Genomic DNA, 20,371 nt, shown 5'->3' with positions numbered 1-20,371 from the left:
CGATTCTACAGCGTGCCCCGGCTTTCATGCGCCACGATGGCCATCGCCGGCGCCAGGTAGGCTATCAGCGCCGGCGTGACAAAGCTGCCTTCCATCAGGCGCGGTTCCTGCTGGTGCGCCTGGCGAAATTTCAGTTGCGTGGTGGGGGCCGTGCCCGCATACGACTGGAACAACGCCCGCCACTGCCGCGCCAGTGCCAGCACCGCCGGATCGTCGGCCGGCGTCTGCTTGTCAAAAGCCGCGCGCACGGCGGCGATCAGGGCCGGCCACTGACTGGCGCGCCTGCCGTAATTGGCCTGCAAATACGCATACTCGGCGTCGTCGAGAAAAGGCCGGTACAGGGCGATGCGCGAGGCGCCAAATGCACTGGTCACGAAGCGCATCAGCTGCGCGTCGATGCCGGTTCTGGCCTGCATGCCCGGCTCCTGCCCGTGCATGGTATCGAGGCGCGCAAACAGGCCGGGGTGGGCGCTGGTGTCGCGCACCAGCTTGACCATCCATTCGGTACCCAGCGCCTGCGCTTCGGCCGAGGTGGCAGCGGCACCCGTATCCATCAGCGCCCGCACGCGGGCCACCAGGGTTTGCCATTCCTGTTCCGCTGCCGCGTCATTCAACATCGGCAATTGCCGCACTTCTTCCTGCGTAAAATATTTGTCGTACATGGTCATCTGCTCCATCGTGGTCAGCCATTCGGCCAGTTCCGGTTCCTGTCCCTGTTCCAGCTGCGTTTGCAGCACCAGCAGGCGCGTGCGCAGCCGGCTTGCCTGCGCCAGTTGCTGGTCCAGCATGGCGATCTGTTTTGCCACGATGCCGGACAGGGGCAAGTCGGAACTGGCCAGTGAAGTTGCGATCTCGGCCAGCGGCAGCCCGAACTTGCGCAGCGCCATGATCCGGTGCAGCCGGGCCATGTCGCCGTGCTGGTACAGGCGGTAGCCGGCCTGCGTGCGCGCCGAAGGCGAGAGCAGGCCGATGCTGTCGTAGTGGTGCAGGGTGCGCACGGTCAGGCCGGTCAGCCTGGCCAGCTCGCCTATTTTCAACAGCATCGTCTTCTCCCGGTCTTTGTTGCGTACATTCACGATGGCGCCTGACGTAGCGTCAGGGTCAAGCGGAAATGTAGCAGATGGGTTAAAAAAGCTGTCAAAAGAATTCGTTGACCTTCATTTTTTTGTACGGTATATTTATAAAACCGAATAGCAACTGCAGTACTGCAAGCGCGTTCGGGCCACATGCAATCACGGAAAAATCGTTGTGCGCCGCAGCAATATGCGCCATCGGCAGGACTGGAAAGACAATCCGCGCAGACGGATTTTTTTCACAGTTGGTTTGTACGTTAAATATAATATGCCAGCCGGCAACGACCGGCTGGCGAGAGAGACGACCATGATGAAAAGTATCGTTTGCGATACGCCGGGCAGCTTGCGCATGGAGCAGCGGCCCGTGCCTGTCCCCGCCGGTGACGAAGTGCTGGTACGCATACGCCGCATCGGCATCTGCGGCACCGACATGCATATCTTTCGCGGCACCCAGCCTTTCCTCAGCTATCCGCGCGTAATGGGCCATGAATTGTCGGGCCATATCGAAAGCGCGCCGGCCGGCTCGCGCCTGGCCGTCGGCGACCAGGTCTATGTGATGCCCTACCTCTCGTGCGGCACCTGCGTGGCCTGCCGCCAGGGCAAGACCAACTGCTGTACACGCATCGAAGTGCTGGGCGTGCACCGTGACGGCGGCATGACCGAATACCTGGCGCTGCCGGAACGCTTTGTCTTCAAGACCGAAGGCATTTCGCTCGACGACGCGGCCATGATCGAATTTCTCGCCATCGGTGCGCATGCCGTCAAGCGCGGCGCCGTTGATGCCGCCAGGCGCGTGCTGGTGGTGGGCGCCGGCCCGATCGGCATGGCCGTGATGCTGTTCTCGTCGTTGAAAGGCGCCGAGGTGACGGTGCTCGATGGCCGCGCCGACCGCCTGCAGTTCTGCCGTGACGCGCTGGGCATCACGCGCACGGTGCAGCTGGGCGAGGGCGACAAGGAGCAAATGTCGACTGCCACCGGCGGCGAGTTCTTTGACGTGGTGTTCGACGCTACCGGCAATATCGCCGCGATGGAACGCGGCCTCGATTTTGTTGCCCACGGCGGCAGCTATGTGCTGGTGTCCATCGTGCGCGACCGCCTGTCGTTCTCCGACCCGGAATTCCACAAGCGCGAAACAACCTTGCTGGGCAGCCGCAACGCCACTGTCGACGATTTCGAGGAAGTGGTGGCGGCCATGAAGGCGGGCAAGGTCCCCACCGCGCTGCTCAACACGCACCGCACCACGCTCGACGAATTCACCAATGTTCTCGACCACTGGATGCAGCCTTCGACCGGTGTCATCAAGGCCATCGTCGAGGTCTGAGATGATCGATACCACACATAATCCGATACTGCAGTTCGGCACCAGCCGCTTCCTGCAGGCGCATGCCGACCTGTTTGTCAGCGAGGCAGCAGAGGCCGGCCAGGCACTGGGCAAGATCACCATCGTGCAAACCACCGGCAGCGCCCAGGGCGCGGCGCGGGTGGCGGCGTTTCGCCAGCCAGGTGGGTATCCGGTGCGCATTCGTGGCTGGCAGGACGGCGCGCAAGTCGACGACGAGCGCCGAGTGCACGCCGTGACGCAGGCGTGGCAGACCGGCAGCGACTGGCCGCAGGTACGTGCGGCTGCCGTGGCCGCGCGCGTGATGTTGTCGAATACCGGCGACACCGGCTACCAGTTGTCTGACGCCGACCATGCGGGCCTGCTCGATGGCGAGGTGGCGCCGCGCAGTTTCCCCGCCAAGCTGCTGGTGCTGCTGCATGGCCGTTACCTGGCTGGCGCCGCACCGCTCACGATTTACCCGTGCGAACTGGTGGTCGACAATGGCACGGTGCTGCGCGAACTGATCGTCAAGCTGGCACGCGAATGGCAGTGCGACGCGGCCTTTGTCACGTATCTGGAAACGGGCTGCGTGTGGATCAATTCCCTGGTCGACCGCATCGTTTCGGAAGCCATGGAACCCATCGGTGCGGTGGCCGAACCATACGCCTTGTGGGCCATTGAAGCGCAGGCGGGCATGGTGCTGCCGTGCAGCCACCCGCAACTGGTGGTCACCGCCAGCCTTCGCGAATACGAGCAGCGCAAGCTGTTTTTGCTGAACCTGGGCCACACCTTCCTGGCGCAGCTGTGGCTCGACCAAGGTAGCCCGGCGTCGATGACGGTCAGGCAAGCGATGCAGGATGCAGCCATGCTGGCCGCGCTCGAATCGCTGTGGCAAGACGAAGTACTGCCCGTGTTTGCTGCCATGGGCACGCGCGAAGGCGAGGCTGCCGCTGCCTACCTGGCGCAGGTAAAAGAGCGCTTCAACAACCCCTTCCTGGCACACCGGCTGGCAGACATCGCGCAGAACCATGGCGAGAAAATCCGCCGCCGCATGGCGCCCGTGGTAGCGCTGGCCGAACAGCTTTGCCCCATCCTGGCCCAGCCGCAGCTGCGCGCCATCATCGCTGCGGGAGGCCAGAAATGATGAGCTGCCGCGCATGCCGACTTGATACGATATCGACTAAAATGGCCCACTTTCCCACTTTTGCTGTCGCCGACATAGCGAACACCCCCATCCATGTCAAAACCGGCCACCGTCTTCAAGCGCAGTACCAATCTGCTGTTGCAATTTCTCGCCGAGAATGTCGCAGTGGGCGAGATGCTGCCGACGGAGCAGTTCCTGACCACCATCTGCCAGGGCAGCCGCACGGCGATACGCAGCGCGATCGCGTATCTGTCGACGCGGCGCCTGATCAGCAGCCCGGCGGAGCGGCGGCTGCTGAGGAAACCGATACCGGGCGATTACTTCGATATCGCCGAGCTGCAATCGGGCGCGGAGCGCATCCAGCAGGTGCTGATGGAGAGGGTCTACCAGCGCGACATGCCGCCGGGCGCCGAGTTTTCGGAAGCCGAGCTGGCGCGCGAGGCCGGCGCCAGTACCGTCAGCGTGCGCGAATTTCTGATCGGCTTTTCGCGCTTCGGCCTGATCGAAAAGAAGCCGCGCGGCGGCTGGCGCCTGTGCGCGTTCGACCGCTCGTTTGCCACCGAGCTGGCAGACATGCGGCGCATGTTCGAAATGGCGGCAGTCGAGCAGTTTGCCCATCTGCCGCACGGCGATCCGGCGTATGCCGAACTGGCGCGGCTGATCATCCAGCACGAGAAGCTGGCGGCCATAATCGACACGCGCCACAATGCCTTTCCGGCGCTGGACCGCGAGTTCCACACTTTCCTGATCGGCTTGCTGAACAACCGCTTCGCGCAGGGCTTCTACGATATCGTCTCGTTCGTGTTTCACTATCATTACCAGTGGGACAAAGGCGAGGAAAAGGGCCGCAACAAATACGCGGTGCAGGAACACCTGGCGATTTTGCGGGCGCTGGCCGAGCACGACATACCGAAAGCGATCGAGGGCATGAAGTCGCACCTCAATTCCTCGCGCAGCACCATGCTGGCGTCGATCGGCACGCGCGAAAAACTGACGCAGTCGTAGGGTTCAGCATTGCCAGCATTGCCGGGGAGGGCGCGCCATGAGCCACGCCACCCCGGTTTCCAGCCTGCTGCTGATGTCGCCTGAAGATAACTGCATGATCGCCCGCACCGCGCTGGCCCTGGGCGACATCGTCACCATCGATGGCCAGCAGGTCACCCTGACGCAAAACATCCTGATCGGCCACAAGGTGGCGCGCCGCGCGCTCGCTGTCGGTGACAAGGTGCTGCGCTATGGCGCCTTGATCGGCAGCATCACGGCCCCCGTCGCCATCGGCGAGCATATCCATACGCACAACCTGGCAAGCGACTACATCCCCACGTTTACCCTGGGCCAGGACGGCCACCATTTCCTGGACAAGGAGGCGAAACAATGAACGCTCCAACGACAACGCCCGCCCCGGTCCTGTCGGGCTACCTGCGCGCCGATGGCCGCAAGGGCATCCGCAATATCGTGGTGGTGGCGTATATGGTCGAATGCGCCCACCACGTGGCGCGCCTGATGGTCAATGCCTTTCCCGGCCAGCCGGTGCACCTGATCGGCTTTACGGGCTGCTTCCCGAACGAATACGCGGACCAGGTAATGCGCCGCCTGCTGACGCATCCGAATGTGGGCGCCGTGCTGCTGGTGTCGCTCGGCTGCGAGGGCTTCAACAAATATGGTTTGTCTAGCGCAGTGGCCGACAGCGACCGTCCCGTGCACACGATTACCATCCAGGAAAACAGCGGCACCCGCCCGAGTGTCAGCAGCGGCGTCGAGTGGATCAGCTGGGCGTTGGAGCACCTGGCGCAGCAAGTACGCGTGCCGATGGGCCTGGACGAACTGGTGGTGGCGACCATCTGCGGCGGCTCCGACAGCACCAGCGGCATCAGCGCCAACCCGGCCGTTGGCGTGGCCTTCGATACCCTGATCGCGGCCGGCAGCCCGTGCATTTTTGAGGAGACGGGCGAACTGGTGGGCTGCGAATACCATATGCAGCGGCGCGCCGTCAGCCCGGCCCTGGGCAATGCCATCGTTGAAACCGTGGCCAAGGCCGCGCGCTACTACACCATCATGGGCCACGGCAGCTTCTCGCCGGGCAACGCCGATGGCGGCCTGACCACGCAGGAAGAAAAGTCCCTGGGCGCCTATGCCAAGAGCGGCTCGTCGCCGATCGTCGGCATCTTGAAACCGGGCGACCAGCCGGCCGGCGGCGGCCTGTACCTGCTTGACGTGGTGCCGGACGGCGAACCGCGCTTCGGCTTTCCGAACGTGTCGGACAATGCGGAAATCGTCGAACTGATTTCCTGCGGCGCCCATATCACCTTGTTTACCACAGGCCGCGGCTCGGTAGTCGGCTCGGCCATTTCGCCCGTGATCAAGGTCTGCGCCAACCCGCAAACCTACGAGCGCCTGTCCGACGACATGGACGTCAACGCGGGCAAGATACTCACTGGCGAAGCGAGCCTGGAGGAGGTCGGTGCTGAAATCGTTGCCGCCGTGCTGGACGTGGCCAACGGTGCACTGAGCCGCTCGGAAGACCTGGGTCACCAGGAATTCGTGCTGACCTATAAACAATTCGACGCGGTGGGGCCAGGCTGTTTCCCGCTGCGCGCAGCGTGAGGACGATCGCCATGGATGTCACACAAGTGCGTACTTTGCCGCGTGGCGGCCTGTCGCTGCCATGCATCGGCATGGGTTGCGCACCACTGGGCGGCTTGTACCAGCCGGTAAGCGATGCGCAGGCACGCACCACTCTCGATGGCGCCTGGGACGCCGGCGTGCGCTTTTTCGACACGGCCCCTTACTACGGTTATACGCAGTCAGAACACCGCCTCGGCGCGGCCCTGCGCGAGCGTCCCCGCAATGCGTTCGTGATCAGCACCAAGGTGGGCCGGCTGATGCGTCCCGATGCATCGGTGCGGCCCGGTGACGACGGCTTTGCCGCGCCGCTGCCGTTTCGCCCGCACTACGATTACACCTATGACGGCATTTTGCGCTCGCACGACGACAGCCTGCAGCGCCTGGGGCTTGAGCGCATCGATATCCTGTTCGTGCACGATATCGGCCGCGTCACGCATGGCGAAAATGACGAACAGTACTGGCGCCAGCTGACGGATGGTGGCGGCTTTCGCGCGCTGGACCAGCTGCGCGCCAGTGGCCAGGTGAAAGCCGTGGGCCTCGGTGTCAACGAAGCCGACATCGTGCTGCGCGCGATGGCCGACTTCGACCTCGATTGCACCTTGCTCGCCGGCCGCTACACTTTATTGGAACAGGCTACGCTGTCGCCGCTGCTGGACTTGTGCGTGGAGCGTGGCAACGCCATCGTGATCGGGGGCCCGTTCAATTCGGGCGTGCTGGCCGGCAACGGCAAGTTCAATTACGCCGATGCGCCGGCCGAGATCCTGCAGCGCGTGGCGCAGCTGGACGCCATCTGCCGCGAATTCAAGGTGCCTTTGCAGGCCGCCGCCTTGCAGTTCCCGCTCGCGCATCCGGCCGTGGTGTCCTGTATTCCTGGTGGCCAGGACCTGGCGCAGCTGCGGCAAAACCTGGAATGGTTTGCCACGCCGATACCAGGCGGCTTGTGGCCTGCCTTGCAAACAGCGGGCCTGATCGATGCGCGCGCGCCTGTACCTGCGGGAGCGGCATGATGGTCATCGACGCCCACCAGCATTTCTGGCAACTGGCCGCACGTGGCGGTGGCTGGCCGCCGCCATCGCTGGCCGCTATCTACCGCGATTTTGCGCCTGCCGATCTGGCGCCGCTGCTGGCCGAACATGGTATCGCTGGAACCGTGCTGGTGCAGTCCCTGCCGTCAGAAGAAGATACCCATTGGCTGCTGGCGCTGGCCGACCGCGCTGATTTTGTGCGCGCCGTGGTGGGCTGGACTGACTTGCTGGCGCCCGACGCGCCAGCCGCGATTGCACGTCTGGCATCGAACAGCAAGCTCAAAGGCCTGCGCCCGATGCTGCAGGATATCGACGACGACCAGTGGATCGCCAATCCCGCGCTGGCACCCGCCTTGAACGCCATGGTCGAACACGCTTTACGTTTTGACGCGCTGGTGCTGCCGCGCCATCTGCCCGTGCTGCTTGCCTGCGCGCGTGCCTGTCCGCAGCTGGCCATCGTGATCGACCATGCGGCCAAACCGCCGATCGCCGATGCCGCTTTTGGGCGATGGCGTGAAGACCTGGCGCAACTGGCCGCGCTGCCGAATGTGCATTGCAAGCTGTCCGGGCTGGTGACGGAGGCGCAGCCCGGCTGGACGATCGATGACCTGCGCCCGTACGTGTCGCACGTGCTGGAAGTATTCGGCGCCCAGCGCGTGATCTGGGGCAGCGACTGGCCGGTGGTGGATCTGGCCGGCGGTTATGGCGCCTGGCTGGACGCCAGCGCAACCTTGCTGGCGCATCTGGGCCAACAAGACAGGAACGATATTTTCGGCCTCAATGCACTGCGCTTTTACGGCATCAGGGATTGACGCAGATCCCGGCAGTACAAGGTGCAGGGCCAATAAAAACAGGAGACAAGAATGACCGCCAGACTACAAGGCAAGACCGCACTGCTGACCGCCGCCGGCCAGGGGATAGGGCGCGCCACCGCCGAAGCGTTCGTGCGCGAAGGCGCCACCGTGATCGCCACCGATATCAACCAGGCCCAGCTCGATGCCTTGAAAGAAGCGACCGGCTGCTCCGTGCGCCGGCTCGATGTCACCGACGGCGCAGCCATCACCGCGCTGGTGAACGAGATCGGCCCGGTCGATATCCTGTTCAACTGCGCCGGCTTTGTCGACGGCGGCACCATCCTCGACTGCGACGACGCGGCCTGGGACCGCTCTTTCGAGATCAACGCGCGCTCCATGTACCGCCTGATGCGCGCCGTCTTGCCCGGCATGCTGGCCAAGGGCGCCGGCTCCATCGTCAATATGTCGTCGGTGGCGTCGAGCGTGAAGGGCGCGCCCAACCGTTTTATCTATGGCACCTCGAAGGCGGCCGTGGTCGGCATGACCAAGTCGGTAGCGGCGGACTTTGTCACGCGCGGCATCCGCTGCAATGCGATCTGCCCCGGCACCATCGAGTCGCCCTCGCTCAAGGAGCGTATTGCCGCGCAAGCCGCAGCGACGGGCGTGAGCATCGATGAAGTGCAGGCCGCCTTTGTTGCGCGCCAGCCGATGGGCCGGGTCGGCAAGGGCGACGAAATCGCCGCGCTGGCGGTCTACCTGGCTTCCGACGAATCGGCGTTCACCACCGGCATGACACACGTCATTGACGGCGGTTGGTCCAACTAATTACAAACTAATTACAACAACGAGAGACAACAATGAAACTGATGCGTTATGGCGCCAAGGGCGCTGAAAAACCTGCACTGGTCGACTCCAACGGCGCCGTGCGCGACCTGTCCGGCGTGCTGAGCGATATTACTGGCGCGTCTCTGAGCAAGGAGAACCTGGCCATGCTGGCTGCCGTCGATATCGACAGCCTGCCTGTCGTCGCGAACCCGGGCCGCATTGCGCCGCCGTGGCAGGGCGTAGGCAAGTTTTTGTGCGTGGGCCTGAACTATGCCGACCATGCGGCCGAATCGGGCATGGCCGTACCGGCGGAACCGGTGCTGTTCATGAAGGCCACCAGCGCCGTGATCGGCGCCAACGACGCGGTGGTGATGCCGCAGGACTCAAAAAAGAGCGACTGGGAAGTGGAGCTCGGCGTGGTGATCGGCACCACCGCGCGCTATGTATCTGAAGCCGATGCGCTGTCGCACGTGGCCGGCTACTGCGTGGTGAACGACTTGTCCGAGCGCGAATATCAACTGGAGCGCGGCGGCCAGTGGGACAAGGGCAAGGGCTGCGATACCTTCGGTCCGATAGGCCCGTGGCTGGTCACCGCCGACGAAGTGGCCGACCCGCAAAACCTGGGCCTGTGGCTGGAAGTGAACGGCAAGCGCGTCCAGGACGGCAATACCAAAACCATGGTATTCGGCGTGGCCAACCTGGTCAGCTATATCAGCCGTTTCATGACCCTGTACCCGGGCGACATTATCAGCACCGGCACGCCGCCTGGCGTGGGCATGGGCCAGAAGCCATCGGCCGTGTACCTGAAGCCGGGCGACACCATGCGCCTGGGCATTACCGGCCTCGGTGAACAGCAGCAGACCGTGCATGCGTGGAATCCGGAACTGATCGACGGCTAACAAGGCAGGACCGGCGCGCAAGCAAGATGCACAGACATCGGCGCGCCCTTACATTGCAGTGCAGTGGAGGAGACCCACCATGAATCAATCCGAAGAGATACTGGCGCTCAATCGCGTCAGCAAACGCTTTCCCGGCGTGCTGGCGCTCGACAATGTCAGTTTCACCCTGCGTCGCGGCGAAGCGCATGCGCTGTGCGGCGAAAATGGCGCCGGCAAGTCCACCCTGATGAAGGTGATGAGCGGCGTGTACCAGGCCGACGAGGGGGAACTGGTCTACAAGGGCAAGGTGTGCAGCTTCGGCAGCAGCGTCGACGCGGAAGCGGCCGGCATCGCCATCATCCACCAGGAACTCAATCTGATACCCCACCTGAGCGTGGCCGAGAATATTTTCCTGGCGCGTGAACCGGTGCGCGGCTTTTTTATCGACCGCAAGAAGATGCGCCTTGATGCCCAGGCGCTGCTGGACCGGCTGAAATTGCGCATCGACCCGCGCCAGCTGGTGAAAAACCTGTCCTGCGCACAGCAGCAGATGGTGGAAATTGCCAAGGCCCTGTCGCTGAACACGGAAGTGCTGATCATGGACGAGCCCACGTCGTCGCTGACGGAAAGCGAAACGGGCCAGCTGTTCGAGATCATCAATGAACTCAAACGCAATGGCGTGAGCGTGGTGTATATCTCGCACCGCCTGGAAGAAATGCAGCATATTATCGACCGGGTGACGGTGCTGCGCGACGGCAAATTTGTCAGCACCGACGACTTTCATGCCACCTCGCTCGACGCCATCGTGGCGAAAATGGTGGGCCGCACCCTCGATGAAAAATTTCCCGAGCGCGTGTCGCAGCCAACCAGCGACGTGCTGCTGCGCGTGACGGATCTGCACCGCAAGGATGTCTTCGGCCCGCTCAGCTTTGACCTGCGGCGCGGCGAAATCCTCGGCTTTTCGGGGCTGATGGGGGCCGGGCGCACGGAAGTGGCGCGCGCCATTTTCGGCGCCGATCCGCTCACCGGCGGCGCAATCCATCTCGGTGACACGGAAGTCGTGATCGGCTCGCCGATCGACGCCATCGACCACGGCATCGCCTACCTGTCCGAAGACCGCAAGAGCCATGGCCTGGCGATCCGCATGTCGGTAGCGGCCAATCTGACGCTGACCAATGTCTCGGCATTGTCCAACCGTTTCGGCTTTATCGATTTTGCGAAAGAAGAGGCGGTGGCCAAGCAGTATATCGCCGCGCTGGGCATCAAGACGCCGAGCTCGAAACAGATTGCGCGCAATCTGTCGGGCGGCAACCAGCAGAAAATCGTGATCAGCAAATGGCTGTACCGCGAATCGAAAATTATCTTCTTCGACGAACCCACGCGCGGCATCGACGTGGGCGCCAAGTTCGCCATTTATCAACTGCTCGACAAGCTGGCCTCGCAAGGCATCGGCGTGGTCCTGATCACCTCCGAGCTGCCCGAGATCATGGGCATGACGGACCGCGTCGCGGTATTCCACGAAGGGCGCATCAGCGGCATTCTCAATACGCGTGAGTCGTCGCAGGAAGAAATCATGCATCTCGCATCGGGCCGCCAGGCAGCAATGCATTAACATCAGAAAGCACAAGAAAATGAATAAAGAACTGATCCAAAAATTTGCCGCGCTCGGCAGCCTGTCCTTGCTGCTGCTGGTATTTTCGCTGACCAGCGATGCCTTTTTCTCGGTCAGCAATGGCATGAGCGTGGCGCTACAGGTGACCTCGATTGCCTACCTGGGCATCGCCGCCACTTGCGTCATTATCACCGGCGGCATTGACTTGAGTTCCGGCTCGGTGCTGGCGCTGGCCGGCGTGGCTGCGGCCTTGCTGGTCAAGAGCGGCATCCCGGTGCCGGTCGCCATGTTGGGCGGCATTCTGGTCGGCGCCATGTGCGGCGCCGTCAACGGTTTCTGCATCACGCAATTGAAACTGCCGCCATTTATTGCGACCCTGGGCATGATGCTGATCGCCCGTGGCCTGGCCCTGCAAGTGACCGGTGCGCGTGCCATTTCCGGCCTGGGCGAATCGTTCGGCGAACTGGGAAATGGCGTGCTGTGGCGTATCGAGCGCGACACGGGCGGCACCTTCCCTGAAGTGATCTTCCCCGGCATTCCGTATCCGGTGGTGCTGATGGTGGTGATCGCCGTGGCGGTGTCCATCATGCTCAGCCGCACCACCTTCGGCCGCCATATCTATGCGGTGGGTTCGAACGCCGAAGCGGCGCGCCTGTCGGGTGTCAAGGTGGGCCGCGTGACCCTGATGGTGTACACCTTGTCTGGCGCCCTGTCGGGCCTGACCGGCTGCGTGCTGATGTCGCGCCTGGTGACGGCGCAGCCGAACGAAGGGGTGATGTATGAACTCGATGCGATCGCCAGCGCGGTGATCGGCGGCGCTTCGCTGATCGGCGGCATCGGCACCATTTCCGGCACCGTGATCGGTTCCTTCGTGATCGGCATTCTGCGCAATGGCCTGAACATGAATGGCGTATCGAGTTTTATCCAGCAAATCATTATCGGACTGGTCATTCTGCTGACCGTCTGGATCGATCAGAAGCGCAACCGCGCCTGAAGCAGTAGCTGAAAGTAGTCAAACCCATAAACTTATAATTAAACGAGGACGACAATGAAAACCATCAAAGCCGTGTCGCTAGGTCTGCTGACCGCAGCATTCGCATTGAGCACCAGCGCCGCAATCGCCGCGCCGAAAGAGATCGCCGTGATCGTCAAGACGACGAACTCGAACTACTGGCAGAACGTGAAAAAAGGCGCGACCGCCAGCGCGGCCGAGGCCAAGGGTTACAACCTGACCTTCCAGGGGCCGGCTTCGGAGTCGGCGATTGCCGACCAGGTCAGCATGGTGGAAAACGCCGTCACGCGCAAAGTGGCCGGCATCGTGCTGGCCGCGTCCGATCCGGACGCCCTGGTGCCGGCGCTGAAAAAAGCCTGGGAGGCGAAGATTCCCGTGGTGCTGATCGATTCGCTGGTGGCCGACAGCGGCAAGCGCTACTACCAGTCCTTCCTGTCGACCGACAATGAAGCGGCCGGCGAGGCCAGCGCCAAGGCGCTCATTTCGCAAGTCGGCAAAACGGGCAAGATCGCCGTGATGTCGTATGTGGCCGGTGCCGGTTCCGAGACGGGCCGCGTGGGCGGCTTCAAGCGCTATATCGAAAAGAACTCGCAGTTGCAGATCGTCGGCACGTATTACTCGCAGTCGCAGATGGCCACCGCCCTGAACCAGACCACCGACGTGCTGGCCTCTAACCCTGACCTGAAAGGCATTTTTGGCGCCAACGAGCCAACCGCTGTCGGCATGGGCCGCGCGATTGCGCAGGCTGGCAAGGCCGGCAAGGTGATCGCCGTCGGCTTTGACGGCAATGAAGACCTGAAAAACTTCGTCAAGGACGGCACCTTGTACGCGACCGCCGTGCAGGGCTCGTACTCGATGGGCGCGCTGGGCGTGAAAACCCTGGTCAGCCTGATCGAGGGCAAGAAGGTCGCGCCTTTCGTCAATACCGGCGTGGTGATCGTTACCAAGGCCAATGTCGACCTGCCGGAAGCGAAAAACGTGCTGTATTAATTGTCCATTAATTAATCGGCAATCGACAGCCGCTGCTTCAGTTCCTGCAGCAGCGTGCCGGTCTTGATGGTCAGCTGGCGCGCCAGCGGCCACGCCAGGTAAAGCGGCAAGCCTGGCGTGGCAAAGCCGGGCAATACTTCCACGATGGCGCCGCTGGCCAGATGTTCCTGGACCAGCCAGGTCGCCTGCTGCGCAATACCCAGGCCGGCCAGCACGGCGGCCGTCTGCGCTTCGGCGTCGCCGACCGTCAGCCGCGCCGTCACCACGCGCCGCTCCACGCCATTTTCTTCTGCAAACAGCCACGGCGCCGCCGTGCCGTCGCCACGTCCATAGGCGATGCAGTCGTGCTGTTCCAGCTGCGCGATGTCCTGCGGCGTGCCGCGCCGCGCCAGGTAGGCAGGCGCCGCGCAGAAGATCAACCGCTCGTCTCCCAGGTGCATCTGCCCCAGCGCTGCCGGCCAGTTGCCCGGCGCGCCGATGCGCACGGCGATATCGATGCGCTCTTCGAACAGGTCGACAAAGCGGTCGCTGAAGGCGATTGACGGCTGCAACTGCTGATATTTGTCGCACAGCGCGATCAACGCCGGCATCACGCGCATGCGCCCATACGAGGCCGGTACGCCGATGCGCACCGTGCCGGCCAATTCGCCTTGCTGCTCGGCCAGCACGTTTTCTGCATCGCTCAGTTCCTGCAATACGCGCTTGCAGGTGGCGTAATAGGCCTGGCCCGCGCTGCTCAGTTTCAAGCGGCGCGTGCTGCGCTCGAACAGGATCACGCCCAGCCGCTCTTCCAGGCGAGCCACGCTCTTGCTGACGGCCGAACTGCTCAGGTGCAGCCGCTCGGCCGCCCTGGTAAAACTGCCGGCATCGGCGGTGGCGAGAAAAGGGCTGATACCTTTCAGATGATCGGACATGATTGTAGAATATTTTTCATGAATAATGCGAAATACTATCGCGGATAAGAATTTCTGTCCGGTATATCATGGTTTTTTATACTGGAGAGCGTATGAACAAGCATGCATTGATTATCGGCGCCAGCGGCGTTATCGGCAGCAACCTGGCCACACACTTGCTGGCACAAGGCTGGCAGGTGACGGGCGTTTCTCGCGGCCGCACGCCAGTGCCGGCAGGCTGCGCTGCCCTGCAGCTGGACGCCACCGATGGCGCGGCCGTGGCCGCCGGCCTGGCCAATGTCGACGCCAGCCACGTGTTCTTTACGGCCTGGGCGCGCCAGGAAAATGAAAAAGAGAATATCCGCGTCAACGGTGCCATGGTCGCCAATGTACTGGCTGCCCTGGGGCCGCGCGGCCACTTGCGCCACGCGGCGCTGGTGACGGGCCTGAAGCACTACCTGGGACCGTTCGACGCCTACGGCAAGGGCTCGGTACCGGTCACGCCGTTCCGCGAAGAGCAGGGCCGCCAGGATGTCGAGAATTTCTATTACGAGCAGGAAGACCGCCTGTTCGACGCGGCTGCACAATATGGCTTTACGTGGAGCGTACACCGCCCGCACACGATTATCGGTTATGCGCTGGGCAACGCCATGAACATGGGCCTGACCCTGGCCGTCTACGCGAACCTGTGCAAGGCCAGCGGCCAGCCGTTCGTGTTTCCGGGCTCAAGCGCGCAGTGGCATGGCCTGACCGACATGACCGACGCCGGCCAGATCGCGCGCCAGCTGGCGTGGGCCGCCGAGAGTCCGCAGGCAGCGAATCAGGACTTCAATATCGTCAATGGCGACGTGTTCCGCTGGAAGTGGCTGTGGCCGCGCCTGGCCGCTTATTTTGGTGTCGAAGCGGCGGAGCTGCCCGCTACCATCTCGCCGCTGGCTGACCGCATGGACGGCGCAGCCGAGCAATGGCGTGCCATCGCGCAGCAGCATGGCCTGGTTGAAGCGGATGTCGGGCGGCTCGCTTCATGGTGGCATACCGACGCCGACCTGGGCCGGCCGATGGAAGTGATGACCGACATGGGCAAGAGCCGCAAAGCGGGGTTTCTTGATTATCAGGATACGCCGGAAGCGTTTTTCAACTTGTTTGACCGGTTGAAATCGGAGCGCGTGATTCCCCAATAACGCAACTGAAATCCGGGGACTCGGCGTCCCCGTCAGACCCGCCGGGGGAATACGTCCCAGTGGGACGTATTCCGATCGCGAAGCGACTGACCCCAGCCTTTACGCAGTTGGGTTATTGAGGAGGTACTGCGAGCGGATACGCCTTGCGCTCCTGCCCCCGCTGCCACTCCAGCCCTGGCCGGTCGACCCGGAACTGCAACAACCTGCCTTGCACTACTTCCGTCACATACGCGGTGCGCCCGTCCCGGCCGCCAAAACTGATGTTGCTCGGTTTCGCACCCGGTACCGTGATCTCGCGCAGCACGGTTCCCTGCGGCGACAGCTTGACCACCGTGCCCTTGCTGTAGCGCGTCACATACAGATTGCCATCGACATCGACGCGCATGCCGTCCATGCCAAAGTCGTCAAATGTTTTCAGCAGCCGTTTGCCGGTAAGTGTGCCGTCCATCTCGATGTTGTAGGCCCAGATATTGCGTTGCACGCTTTCATTGACATACAGTGTCTTGCCGTCTGGGCTGACCTCGATGCCATTCGCCGTGCCCATGGTGTCCAACGCCAGGGTCACCGTGCCGTCGCGCGCGATGCGCCACACGCGGCCGGTGTTTTCCTTCCAGTTCGGATCGCTCGCATACAGCACGTCGTCCTGCGTGATGGCGATATCGTTGGGCTGCGTCATGCGGGCGTCGCGCGCATGGATGCTGATGGCGCGCGTGACCGGGTCCACCACGTAAATCGTATGCTCGATATAGTCGGCCAAGTACATCTGGCCACGGCTGCCGAAGCGGATGCCGTTGGCGATGCTGGCGCCGGGCAAGGTGACGAACACCTCGCCCTGGCCGCTTGGGCTGACCTTGCCGATGGTTTGCTGGCGCGCGAAATTGACGGCGTAGATATTGCCGTCTGCATCGACGGCCGGGCCTTCGATTCCTTTGGTAAACGAATGCGGCGCCGTCAGGGCCGTGGTCACGAACAGCGTTTCGGGCACAGGCGGACTGGCGCAGGCGGTCAGCGAAGCGAGCGGCAGGGCCAGCGCGATGGTACAGCCCAGGGCACGCAGGCAGGGCAGGGCGGTACGGGGATGAGGCATGGAGTATCCTGAAAACGAGAGTGCAAAGGTACTTATCTTAACCGAGCAATATGGCCAGCTGAGCCTGTGTTGCCGTCAGGAATTCAGAGAAAGATTGTAAAGAACGCTAGTCAAGGTGATAAAGAGTGTATGGTAGGCTGGTTCCTGGACATATATAGTATGCAGCAATTTAGCTGACGTGCACGGCGATGCTTGAGTGAGCGCCGATGGGCGAGAGTAGTTGTCGAGGTTTGCCCACACAAACCGCTTCCCTGTCATGTACAACACCACATGCCCGTCCGATCCGGGCCGGGCCGGAGCCGAATCCTCTGTTGCTGCTGCGGGCCTGAATGGCGCATACGAACGCGAAATCACGCTGCTGCGCGAAACTGTCGACCAGTTGCTGGCCATGGCCTGCATACCGGCCCAGGACAAGGAAAAGTCCGAAGCATTTCACCTGTTGGTCACGCAGTTGCGCGAGGCCAACCAGAACCTGGTGCTGGCCACCTTTGGCGCGCAGGACAAGCTGGCCTATGCCCAGGCGGCTTCCTTGCGCCAGACAGAATTTCTTGCCATGCTGGCGCATGAGTTGCGCACGCCCTTGCAGCCGCTGGCGATGGCCAACGATCTGTTGTGCAAACGGGCCGCACCCGACCCGACGCTGGCGCACGTGCATGGCGTGATCAGCCGGCAGATAGGGCATATGTCGCGCCTGATCGACGATCTGCTTGACGCTTCGCGTGTCAGCAGCGGCAAGATCAACCTGCAGTTACGCCCTTTGCTGCTGAGCGACGTCATCGACAGCGCCGTGGAGGCCAGCCAGGCGGGCGTCGACAAACGGCAACAGATGCTGCGGGTCAGTTTGCCGAAAGAGCCTTTGGTCATCGAAGCCGACCTGGTGCGCATGACGCAGGTGTTGACCAATTTGCTGGTCAACGCCAGCAAATTCACGCAGGAAGCCGGCCATATCGATATCGTGGCCCTGCGCAACGGCGACATGGTGGGCATTACCGTCACCGATAATGGGGCCGGTATTGCCCGCGATGAGCAGCCGTTTGTCTTCGATCTGTTCACCCAGGGTTTTCGTTCTCTCGATCGGGCACAGGGCGGTCTTGGCATTGGCCTGTCGCTGGTACGCAGCCTGACGCAGATGCATGGCGGAACGGTCGAAGTCTTCAGTGCAGGCGTCGGCAGGGGTAGCCAGTTCATGCTGAAACTGCCGTTGTCGTCGCTGTCGCTGCCCGCCGCCAGCGTGGCACCGCCAGCACCGATTGCTGTTCTACCGCGCAGGATATTGCTGATCGAAGACAATGCCGATGCGGCGGAAATGCTGGGCCTCCTGCTCGAGTACGAAGGCCACCATGTCGACGTGTGCGTGGACGGCACCAGTGGCTTGCGCACCGCCTTGGACGCGCCATATGATGTGATAGTATGCGACATCGGTTTGCCTGGCATGGATGGCTTCCAGGTCGCCGGTTCGGTACGCGCCGCGCTGCACGCGCCGCTGCCATGTTTCGTGGCCGCTTCCGGCTACAGCGATGCCAGCGAGTTCGACCGGGCAGGCGATCCGGTATTTGACCACTATCTGGTCAAACCCATCAATATTGATACCTTGTCGAAAATCATCCTGGCACAGGAGCCGCGCTGAATCATGCGTGGTGCTTTGTTTAACCTGGTCCCAGCACCAATTCTGTAGAGAAAAAAAGATGGCCACAGTCGATGAACAGCGACGGCGCAAGATTGAGGGTGCCCTGCTGCGCAACCCGGATGCGGCGGTGGAAGTCAGCCTGTGCCTGTGGCAGCAGCTGGCTGCGGCCTTGAATCAGATTGTCGGCGAGCGCGGCGTGGAATCGATCTATGCACGCAGCTTGCACCAGAGCCAGAAACAGTTTTCCTGGCTGACGGTGCATGCGCCACAAGCGCTGGAGGCGGCCATGGCGCAGCTGCGCAGCGATTTGCTGGGCCAGCCAGCGGAACTTGCAGCCGAGGCCAGCACGGTGATGCTGATGCACTTCACCACTACGCTGAGCTTGTTGATCGGCGAACTTTTAACGAATAGCATCCTCCGGCAAGCCTGGGGCGATGTGGCAGTAAATCATGCTGGAACGGAGTCGAACGAATGAACAAAGTCACCATCCAACGCCTGGCCTCCGGAGTGCCTGGCCTGGACGAACTGCTGGGCGGCGGATTCCCGGAATTTTCCTTCAACTTGCTCGCTGGCACGCCGGGCAGTGGCAAGACCACCTTGGCGCACCAGATCATGTTTTCGCTCGCCAGCCCAGAGCGCAAGGCGCTGTTCTTTACGGTATTGGGCGAGCCACCGTTGAAGATGCTGCGCTATCAGCAGCAGTTTCCTTTTTTTGATATCGAAAAACTCAGCGACTCGATCAGGTTCGTCAATCTGTCGGCCGAACTGATCGATGGCGATTTCGAGCGCGTACTGGCGCGCATTGCCGAGGAGGTGGAAGCGTTTGCACCGAGCCTGGTGTTTGTCGACTCTTTCCGCTCGGTGGTACAGTCGGCAAAAACCATGGACATGGGCGCGGCCGGACTGCAGCATTTCGTGCAACAACTGGGCACGCAGATGACCAGCTGGCTGGCCACCACCTTCCTGATCGGCGAATACCTGACGCCCGAGGCCGAGTCCAGCGCCGTATTTACGGTCGCTGACGGCATCCTGTGGCTGTCGCAACTGGTACAGCGCGACGCCATGGTGCGCAAGATACAGGTGGTCAAGATGCGCGGCCAGTCGCAAAGCCTGGGGGTGCATACCTTCCGCATCAATGACGATGGCGTGGAAATTTTTTCGCGCGCCATCCTGAAAGCGAGCGGTACCGAAGGCACCAGCCTGGATACCAGCAAGCGCCTGTCGCTGGGTGTGCCCGAACTTGACGCCATGATGGGCGGCGGCTTGCCGGCAGGGTATTCCCTGCTGCTGGTAGGGCCGTCCGGTTCCGGCAAGACGGTGCTGGCCACGCAGTTCCTGACCGAAGGCGTGCGCTGCGGCGAGCCGGGCGTGATCGCCGCTTTTGAAAAGAGCCCGAACCAGTTGCTCAGCCTTCAACTGGATGGTCTGGTCACGTCGGGCCAGATCGGCGTGGTCAACACGCGCACGCTGGACCTGTCGCTCGATGAAATCCTGCACGACCTGATCAGCATGATCACGCGCATGAAGGCCAGGCGGGTGGTGATCGATTCGCTGTCCGGTTTTGAAATGGCCCTCGCTTCCATGTTCCGCGAGGATTTCCGCGAATCGCTGTACCGGCTGGTGGCGGCGCTGACGGACATGGGCGTGGCGGTGCTGATGACGGCCGAGCTGGAAGACCAGTACGCGACGCTGCGCTTCAGTTCCTACGGCAACGCCTTCCTGGCCGACGCGATCGTCATGCAGCGTTATGTCGAGCTCGCTGGTCAGTTCAAGCGCGTGCTGTCGGTGGTCAAGGTACGTGGCAGCGGCCACAGCAAGGATATTCGCTTCTACGACATCGATCAGGAAGGCATCCATATCGGCGAAACCCTGAGTGCCTATGAAGGCATCCTGTCGGGCCAGCCTTACCGGCCGTGACGGCACGCGCCGTATCGCGGTGTCGCGGTGTTGGTGGGCGGCTGAGTTCAGGCGTATGATGATCGGGTAGTTCTTCCGACATCACCACCAGGAGATATCATGGACAAACCCGAATTCATCCTGGCCGCCAAGGCCATGGAAACGCTGGAAATGTACCAGACCTTTTACGGCCATTCGCCCGAATACCAGGCGCACCAGCAAGAGGTATTGAAGCTGTTGCGGCACAAGGGTGCCTCCCTGCTGGTGACGGAGCATGGCCCTGCCAAGTTCCTGCTGGCGTTTGCCGATGCGCTGGAGACGGCCAGCCTGCCTGGTGAATACGTGCCGCTGGCACGGCGGCAAAATATTTCCTGAGCTGTTTGATGGC

At 62.3% G+C, this 20,371-nt stretch carries 20 protein-coding genes; 17 read left to right on the top strand and 3 right to left on the bottom strand.

Going from position 1 to position 20,371, the window contains the following annotated elements:
* Window positions 1–5: 5 nt before the first annotated feature.
* Window positions 6–1,043: a MerR family transcriptional regulator gene (locus tag ACQ4WM_RS11380; protein ID WP_436546783.1), complete on the bottom strand. Its 1,038-nt coding sequence runs from the start codon at window positions 1,041–1,043 to the stop codon at window positions 6–8.
* Window positions 1,044–1,383: 340 nt separating this feature from the next.
* Here ACQ4WM_RS11380 and ACQ4WM_RS11375 point away from each other — a divergent pair, with 340 nt between their 5' ends.
* The 12 genes from ACQ4WM_RS11375 (at window position 1,384) to ACQ4WM_RS11320 (ending at window position 13,299) form a co-directional block, all read left to right on the top strand.
* Window positions 1,384–2,394 (top strand): zinc-binding alcohol dehydrogenase family protein, encoded by a 1,011-nt coding sequence (locus tag ACQ4WM_RS11375; protein WP_436547034.1) that lies wholly within the window; start codon window positions 1,384–1,386, stop codon window positions 2,392–2,394.
* A 1-nt stretch (window position 2,395) separates the two neighbouring features.
* Window positions 2,396–3,538 carry a mannitol dehydrogenase family protein gene (locus tag ACQ4WM_RS11370; RefSeq protein WP_436546782.1) on the top strand — a complete coding sequence of 381 codons (1,143 nt, stop codon included), beginning with the start codon at window positions 2,396–2,398 and terminating at the stop codon, window positions 3,536–3,538.
* A gap of 93 nt (window positions 3,539–3,631) precedes the next feature.
* A complete protein-coding gene (locus tag ACQ4WM_RS11365; RefSeq protein WP_436546781.1) occupies window positions 3,632–4,543 on the top strand; it encodes a GntR family transcriptional regulator in 912 nt (303 codons plus the stop codon).
* 37 nt (window positions 4,544–4,580) lie between these two features.
* Window positions 4,581–4,916, top strand: coding sequence for a UxaA family hydrolase (locus ACQ4WM_RS11360; protein WP_436546780.1), 336 nt, complete (start codon window positions 4,581–4,583; stop codon window positions 4,914–4,916).
* Complete coding sequence (locus tag ACQ4WM_RS11355; protein WP_436546779.1) at window positions 4,913–6,142, top strand: UxaA family hydrolase; 1,230 nt, start codon at window positions 4,913–4,915, stop codon at window positions 6,140–6,142. The genes ACQ4WM_RS11360 and ACQ4WM_RS11355 overlap by 4 nt, the downstream gene beginning before the upstream one ends.
* An 11-nt stretch (window positions 6,143–6,153) precedes the next feature.
* On the top strand, window positions 6,154–7,170 hold the full coding sequence (locus ACQ4WM_RS11350) for an aldo/keto reductase (protein WP_436546778.1): 1,017 nt from the start codon (window positions 6,154–6,156) through the stop codon (window positions 7,168–7,170).
* Window positions 7,167–8,000: an amidohydrolase family protein gene (locus ACQ4WM_RS11345; protein WP_436546777.1), complete on the top strand. Its 834-nt coding sequence runs from the start codon at window positions 7,167–7,169 to the stop codon at window positions 7,998–8,000. The genes ACQ4WM_RS11350 and ACQ4WM_RS11345 overlap by 4 nt, the downstream gene beginning before the upstream one ends.
* Window positions 8,001–8,051: 51 nt before the next feature.
* Window positions 8,052–8,807 carry an SDR family oxidoreductase gene (locus ACQ4WM_RS11340; protein WP_436546776.1) on the top strand — a complete coding sequence of 252 codons (756 nt, stop codon included), beginning with the start codon at window positions 8,052–8,054 and terminating at the stop codon, window positions 8,805–8,807.
* 32 nt (window positions 8,808–8,839) lie between these two features.
* On the top strand, window positions 8,840–9,706 hold the full coding sequence (locus ACQ4WM_RS11335) for a fumarylacetoacetate hydrolase family protein (protein WP_436546775.1): 867 nt from the start codon (window positions 8,840–8,842) through the stop codon (window positions 9,704–9,706).
* A 79-nt stretch (window positions 9,707–9,785) separates the two neighbouring features.
* Complete coding sequence (locus tag ACQ4WM_RS11330; RefSeq protein WP_436546774.1) at window positions 9,786–11,297, top strand: sugar ABC transporter ATP-binding protein; 1,512 nt, start codon at window positions 9,786–9,788, stop codon at window positions 11,295–11,297.
* A gap of 19 nt (window positions 11,298–11,316) precedes the next feature.
* The gene (locus ACQ4WM_RS11325) at window positions 11,317–12,291 is read left to right on the top strand and encodes an ABC transporter permease (protein WP_436546773.1); all 975 of its coding nucleotides are present in this window, start codon (window positions 11,317–11,319) and stop codon (window positions 12,289–12,291) included.
* Between the two features lie 54 nt (window positions 12,292–12,345).
* Window positions 12,346–13,299 carry an ABC transporter substrate-binding protein gene (locus ACQ4WM_RS11320; protein WP_436546772.1) on the top strand — a complete coding sequence of 318 codons (954 nt, stop codon included), beginning with the start codon at window positions 12,346–12,348 and terminating at the stop codon, window positions 13,297–13,299.
* Window positions 13,300–13,310: 11 nt separating this feature from the next.
* Here the strand turns inward: ACQ4WM_RS11320 and ACQ4WM_RS11315 are convergent, their stop codons facing one another.
* A complete protein-coding gene (locus ACQ4WM_RS11315) occupies window positions 13,311–14,213 on the bottom strand; it encodes a LysR family transcriptional regulator (protein ID WP_436546771.1) in 903 nt (300 codons plus the stop codon).
* A 92-nt stretch (window positions 14,214–14,305) separates the two neighbouring features.
* On the opposite strand from ACQ4WM_RS11315, the gene ACQ4WM_RS11310 reads away from it, so the two are divergent.
* On the top strand, window positions 14,306–15,373 hold the full coding sequence (locus tag ACQ4WM_RS11310; RefSeq protein ID WP_436546770.1) for an SDR family oxidoreductase: 1,068 nt from the start codon (window positions 14,306–14,308) through the stop codon (window positions 15,371–15,373).
* A gap of 112 nt (window positions 15,374–15,485) precedes the next feature.
* Here the strand turns inward: ACQ4WM_RS11310 and ACQ4WM_RS11305 are convergent, their stop codons facing one another.
* Window positions 15,486–16,460 (bottom strand): SMP-30/gluconolactonase/LRE family protein, encoded by a 975-nt coding sequence (locus ACQ4WM_RS11305; protein WP_436546769.1) that lies wholly within the window; start codon window positions 16,458–16,460, stop codon window positions 15,486–15,488.
* A 256-nt stretch (window positions 16,461–16,716) separates the two neighbouring features.
* Here ACQ4WM_RS11305 and ACQ4WM_RS11300 point away from each other — a divergent pair, with 256 nt between their 5' ends.
* The 4 genes from ACQ4WM_RS11300 to ACQ4WM_RS11285 all read left to right on the top strand — a co-directional run bounded on the left by ACQ4WM_RS11300 (window position 16,717) and on the right by ACQ4WM_RS11285 (window position 20,358).
* On the top strand, window positions 16,717–18,087 hold the full coding sequence (locus ACQ4WM_RS11300; protein WP_436546768.1) for a hybrid sensor histidine kinase/response regulator: 1,371 nt from the start codon (window positions 16,717–16,719) through the stop codon (window positions 18,085–18,087).
* Window positions 18,088–18,145: 58 nt separating this feature from the next.
* Window positions 18,146–18,562, top strand: a complete 417-nt coding sequence (locus ACQ4WM_RS11295) for a hypothetical protein (protein WP_436546767.1) — start codon at window positions 18,146–18,148, stop codon at window positions 18,560–18,562.
* Window positions 18,559–20,004, top strand: a complete 1,446-nt coding sequence (locus ACQ4WM_RS11290) for an ATPase domain-containing protein (protein WP_436546766.1) — start codon at window positions 18,559–18,561, stop codon at window positions 20,002–20,004. Before ACQ4WM_RS11295 ends, ACQ4WM_RS11290 begins: the two co-directional genes overlap by 4 nt.
* Window positions 20,005–20,103: 99 nt before the next feature.
* Window positions 20,104–20,358: a hypothetical protein gene (locus tag ACQ4WM_RS11285; protein WP_436546765.1), complete on the top strand. Its 255-nt coding sequence runs from the start codon at window positions 20,104–20,106 to the stop codon at window positions 20,356–20,358.
* The last annotated feature ends 13 nt before the right edge of the window (window positions 20,359–20,371 follow it).

The organism is Janthinobacterium longum (assembly GCF_051380735.1).
GTDB lineage: Bacteria > Pseudomonadota > Gammaproteobacteria > Burkholderiales > Burkholderiaceae_D > Janthinobacterium.
This window is presented reverse-complemented; position numbering and strand designations above follow the sequence as displayed.

Coding starts and splice junctions, on each gene's coding strand:
- ACQ4WM_RS11370 (WP_436546782.1), top strand. CDS start 2,396: ATGATCGATACCACACATAATCCGATACTGCAGTTCGGCACCAGCCGC.
- ACQ4WM_RS11290 (WP_436546766.1), top strand. CDS start 18,559: ATGAACAAAGTCACCATCCAACGCCTGGCCTCCGGAGTGCCTGGCCTG.
- ACQ4WM_RS11320 (WP_436546772.1), top strand. CDS start 12,346: ATGAAAACCATCAAAGCCGTGTCGCTAGGTCTGCTGACCGCAGCATTC.
- ACQ4WM_RS11365 (WP_436546781.1), top strand. CDS start 3,632: ATGTCAAAACCGGCCACCGTCTTCAAGCGCAGTACCAATCTGCTGTTG.
- ACQ4WM_RS11285 (WP_436546765.1), top strand. CDS start 20,104: ATGGACAAACCCGAATTCATCCTGGCCGCCAAGGCCATGGAAACGCTG.
- ACQ4WM_RS11295 (WP_436546767.1), top strand. CDS start 18,146: ATGGCCACAGTCGATGAACAGCGACGGCGCAAGATTGAGGGTGCCCTG.
- ACQ4WM_RS11340 (WP_436546776.1), top strand. CDS start 8,052: ATGACCGCCAGACTACAAGGCAAGACCGCACTGCTGACCGCCGCCGGC.
- ACQ4WM_RS11300 (WP_436546768.1), top strand. CDS start 16,717: ATGTACAACACCACATGCCCGTCCGATCCGGGCCGGGCCGGAGCCGAA.
- ACQ4WM_RS11325 (WP_436546773.1), top strand. CDS start 11,317: ATGAATAAAGAACTGATCCAAAAATTTGCCGCGCTCGGCAGCCTGTCC.
- ACQ4WM_RS11345 (WP_436546777.1), top strand. CDS start 7,167: ATGATGGTCATCGACGCCCACCAGCATTTCTGGCAACTGGCCGCACGT.
- ACQ4WM_RS11315 (WP_436546771.1), bottom strand. CDS start 14,213: ATGTCCGATCATCTGAAAGGTATCAGCCCTTTTCTCGCCACCGCCGAT.
- ACQ4WM_RS11330 (WP_436546774.1), top strand. CDS start 9,786: ATGAATCAATCCGAAGAGATACTGGCGCTCAATCGCGTCAGCAAACGC.
- ACQ4WM_RS11335 (WP_436546775.1), top strand. CDS start 8,840: ATGAAACTGATGCGTTATGGCGCCAAGGGCGCTGAAAAACCTGCACTG.
- ACQ4WM_RS11360 (WP_436546780.1), top strand. CDS start 4,581: ATGAGCCACGCCACCCCGGTTTCCAGCCTGCTGCTGATGTCGCCTGAA.
- ACQ4WM_RS11375 (WP_436547034.1), top strand. CDS start 1,384: ATGAAAAGTATCGTTTGCGATACGCCGGGCAGCTTGCGCATGGAGCAG.
- ACQ4WM_RS11350 (WP_436546778.1), top strand. CDS start 6,154: ATGGATGTCACACAAGTGCGTACTTTGCCGCGTGGCGGCCTGTCGCTG.
- ACQ4WM_RS11380 (WP_436546783.1), bottom strand. CDS start 1,043: ATGCTGTTGAAAATAGGCGAGCTGGCCAGGCTGACCGGCCTGACCGTG.
- ACQ4WM_RS11355 (WP_436546779.1), top strand. CDS start 4,913: ATGAACGCTCCAACGACAACGCCCGCCCCGGTCCTGTCGGGCTACCTG.
- ACQ4WM_RS11310 (WP_436546770.1), top strand. CDS start 14,306: ATGAACAAGCATGCATTGATTATCGGCGCCAGCGGCGTTATCGGCAGC.
- ACQ4WM_RS11305 (WP_436546769.1), bottom strand. CDS start 16,460: ATGCCTCATCCCCGTACCGCCCTGCCCTGCCTGCGTGCCCTGGGCTGT.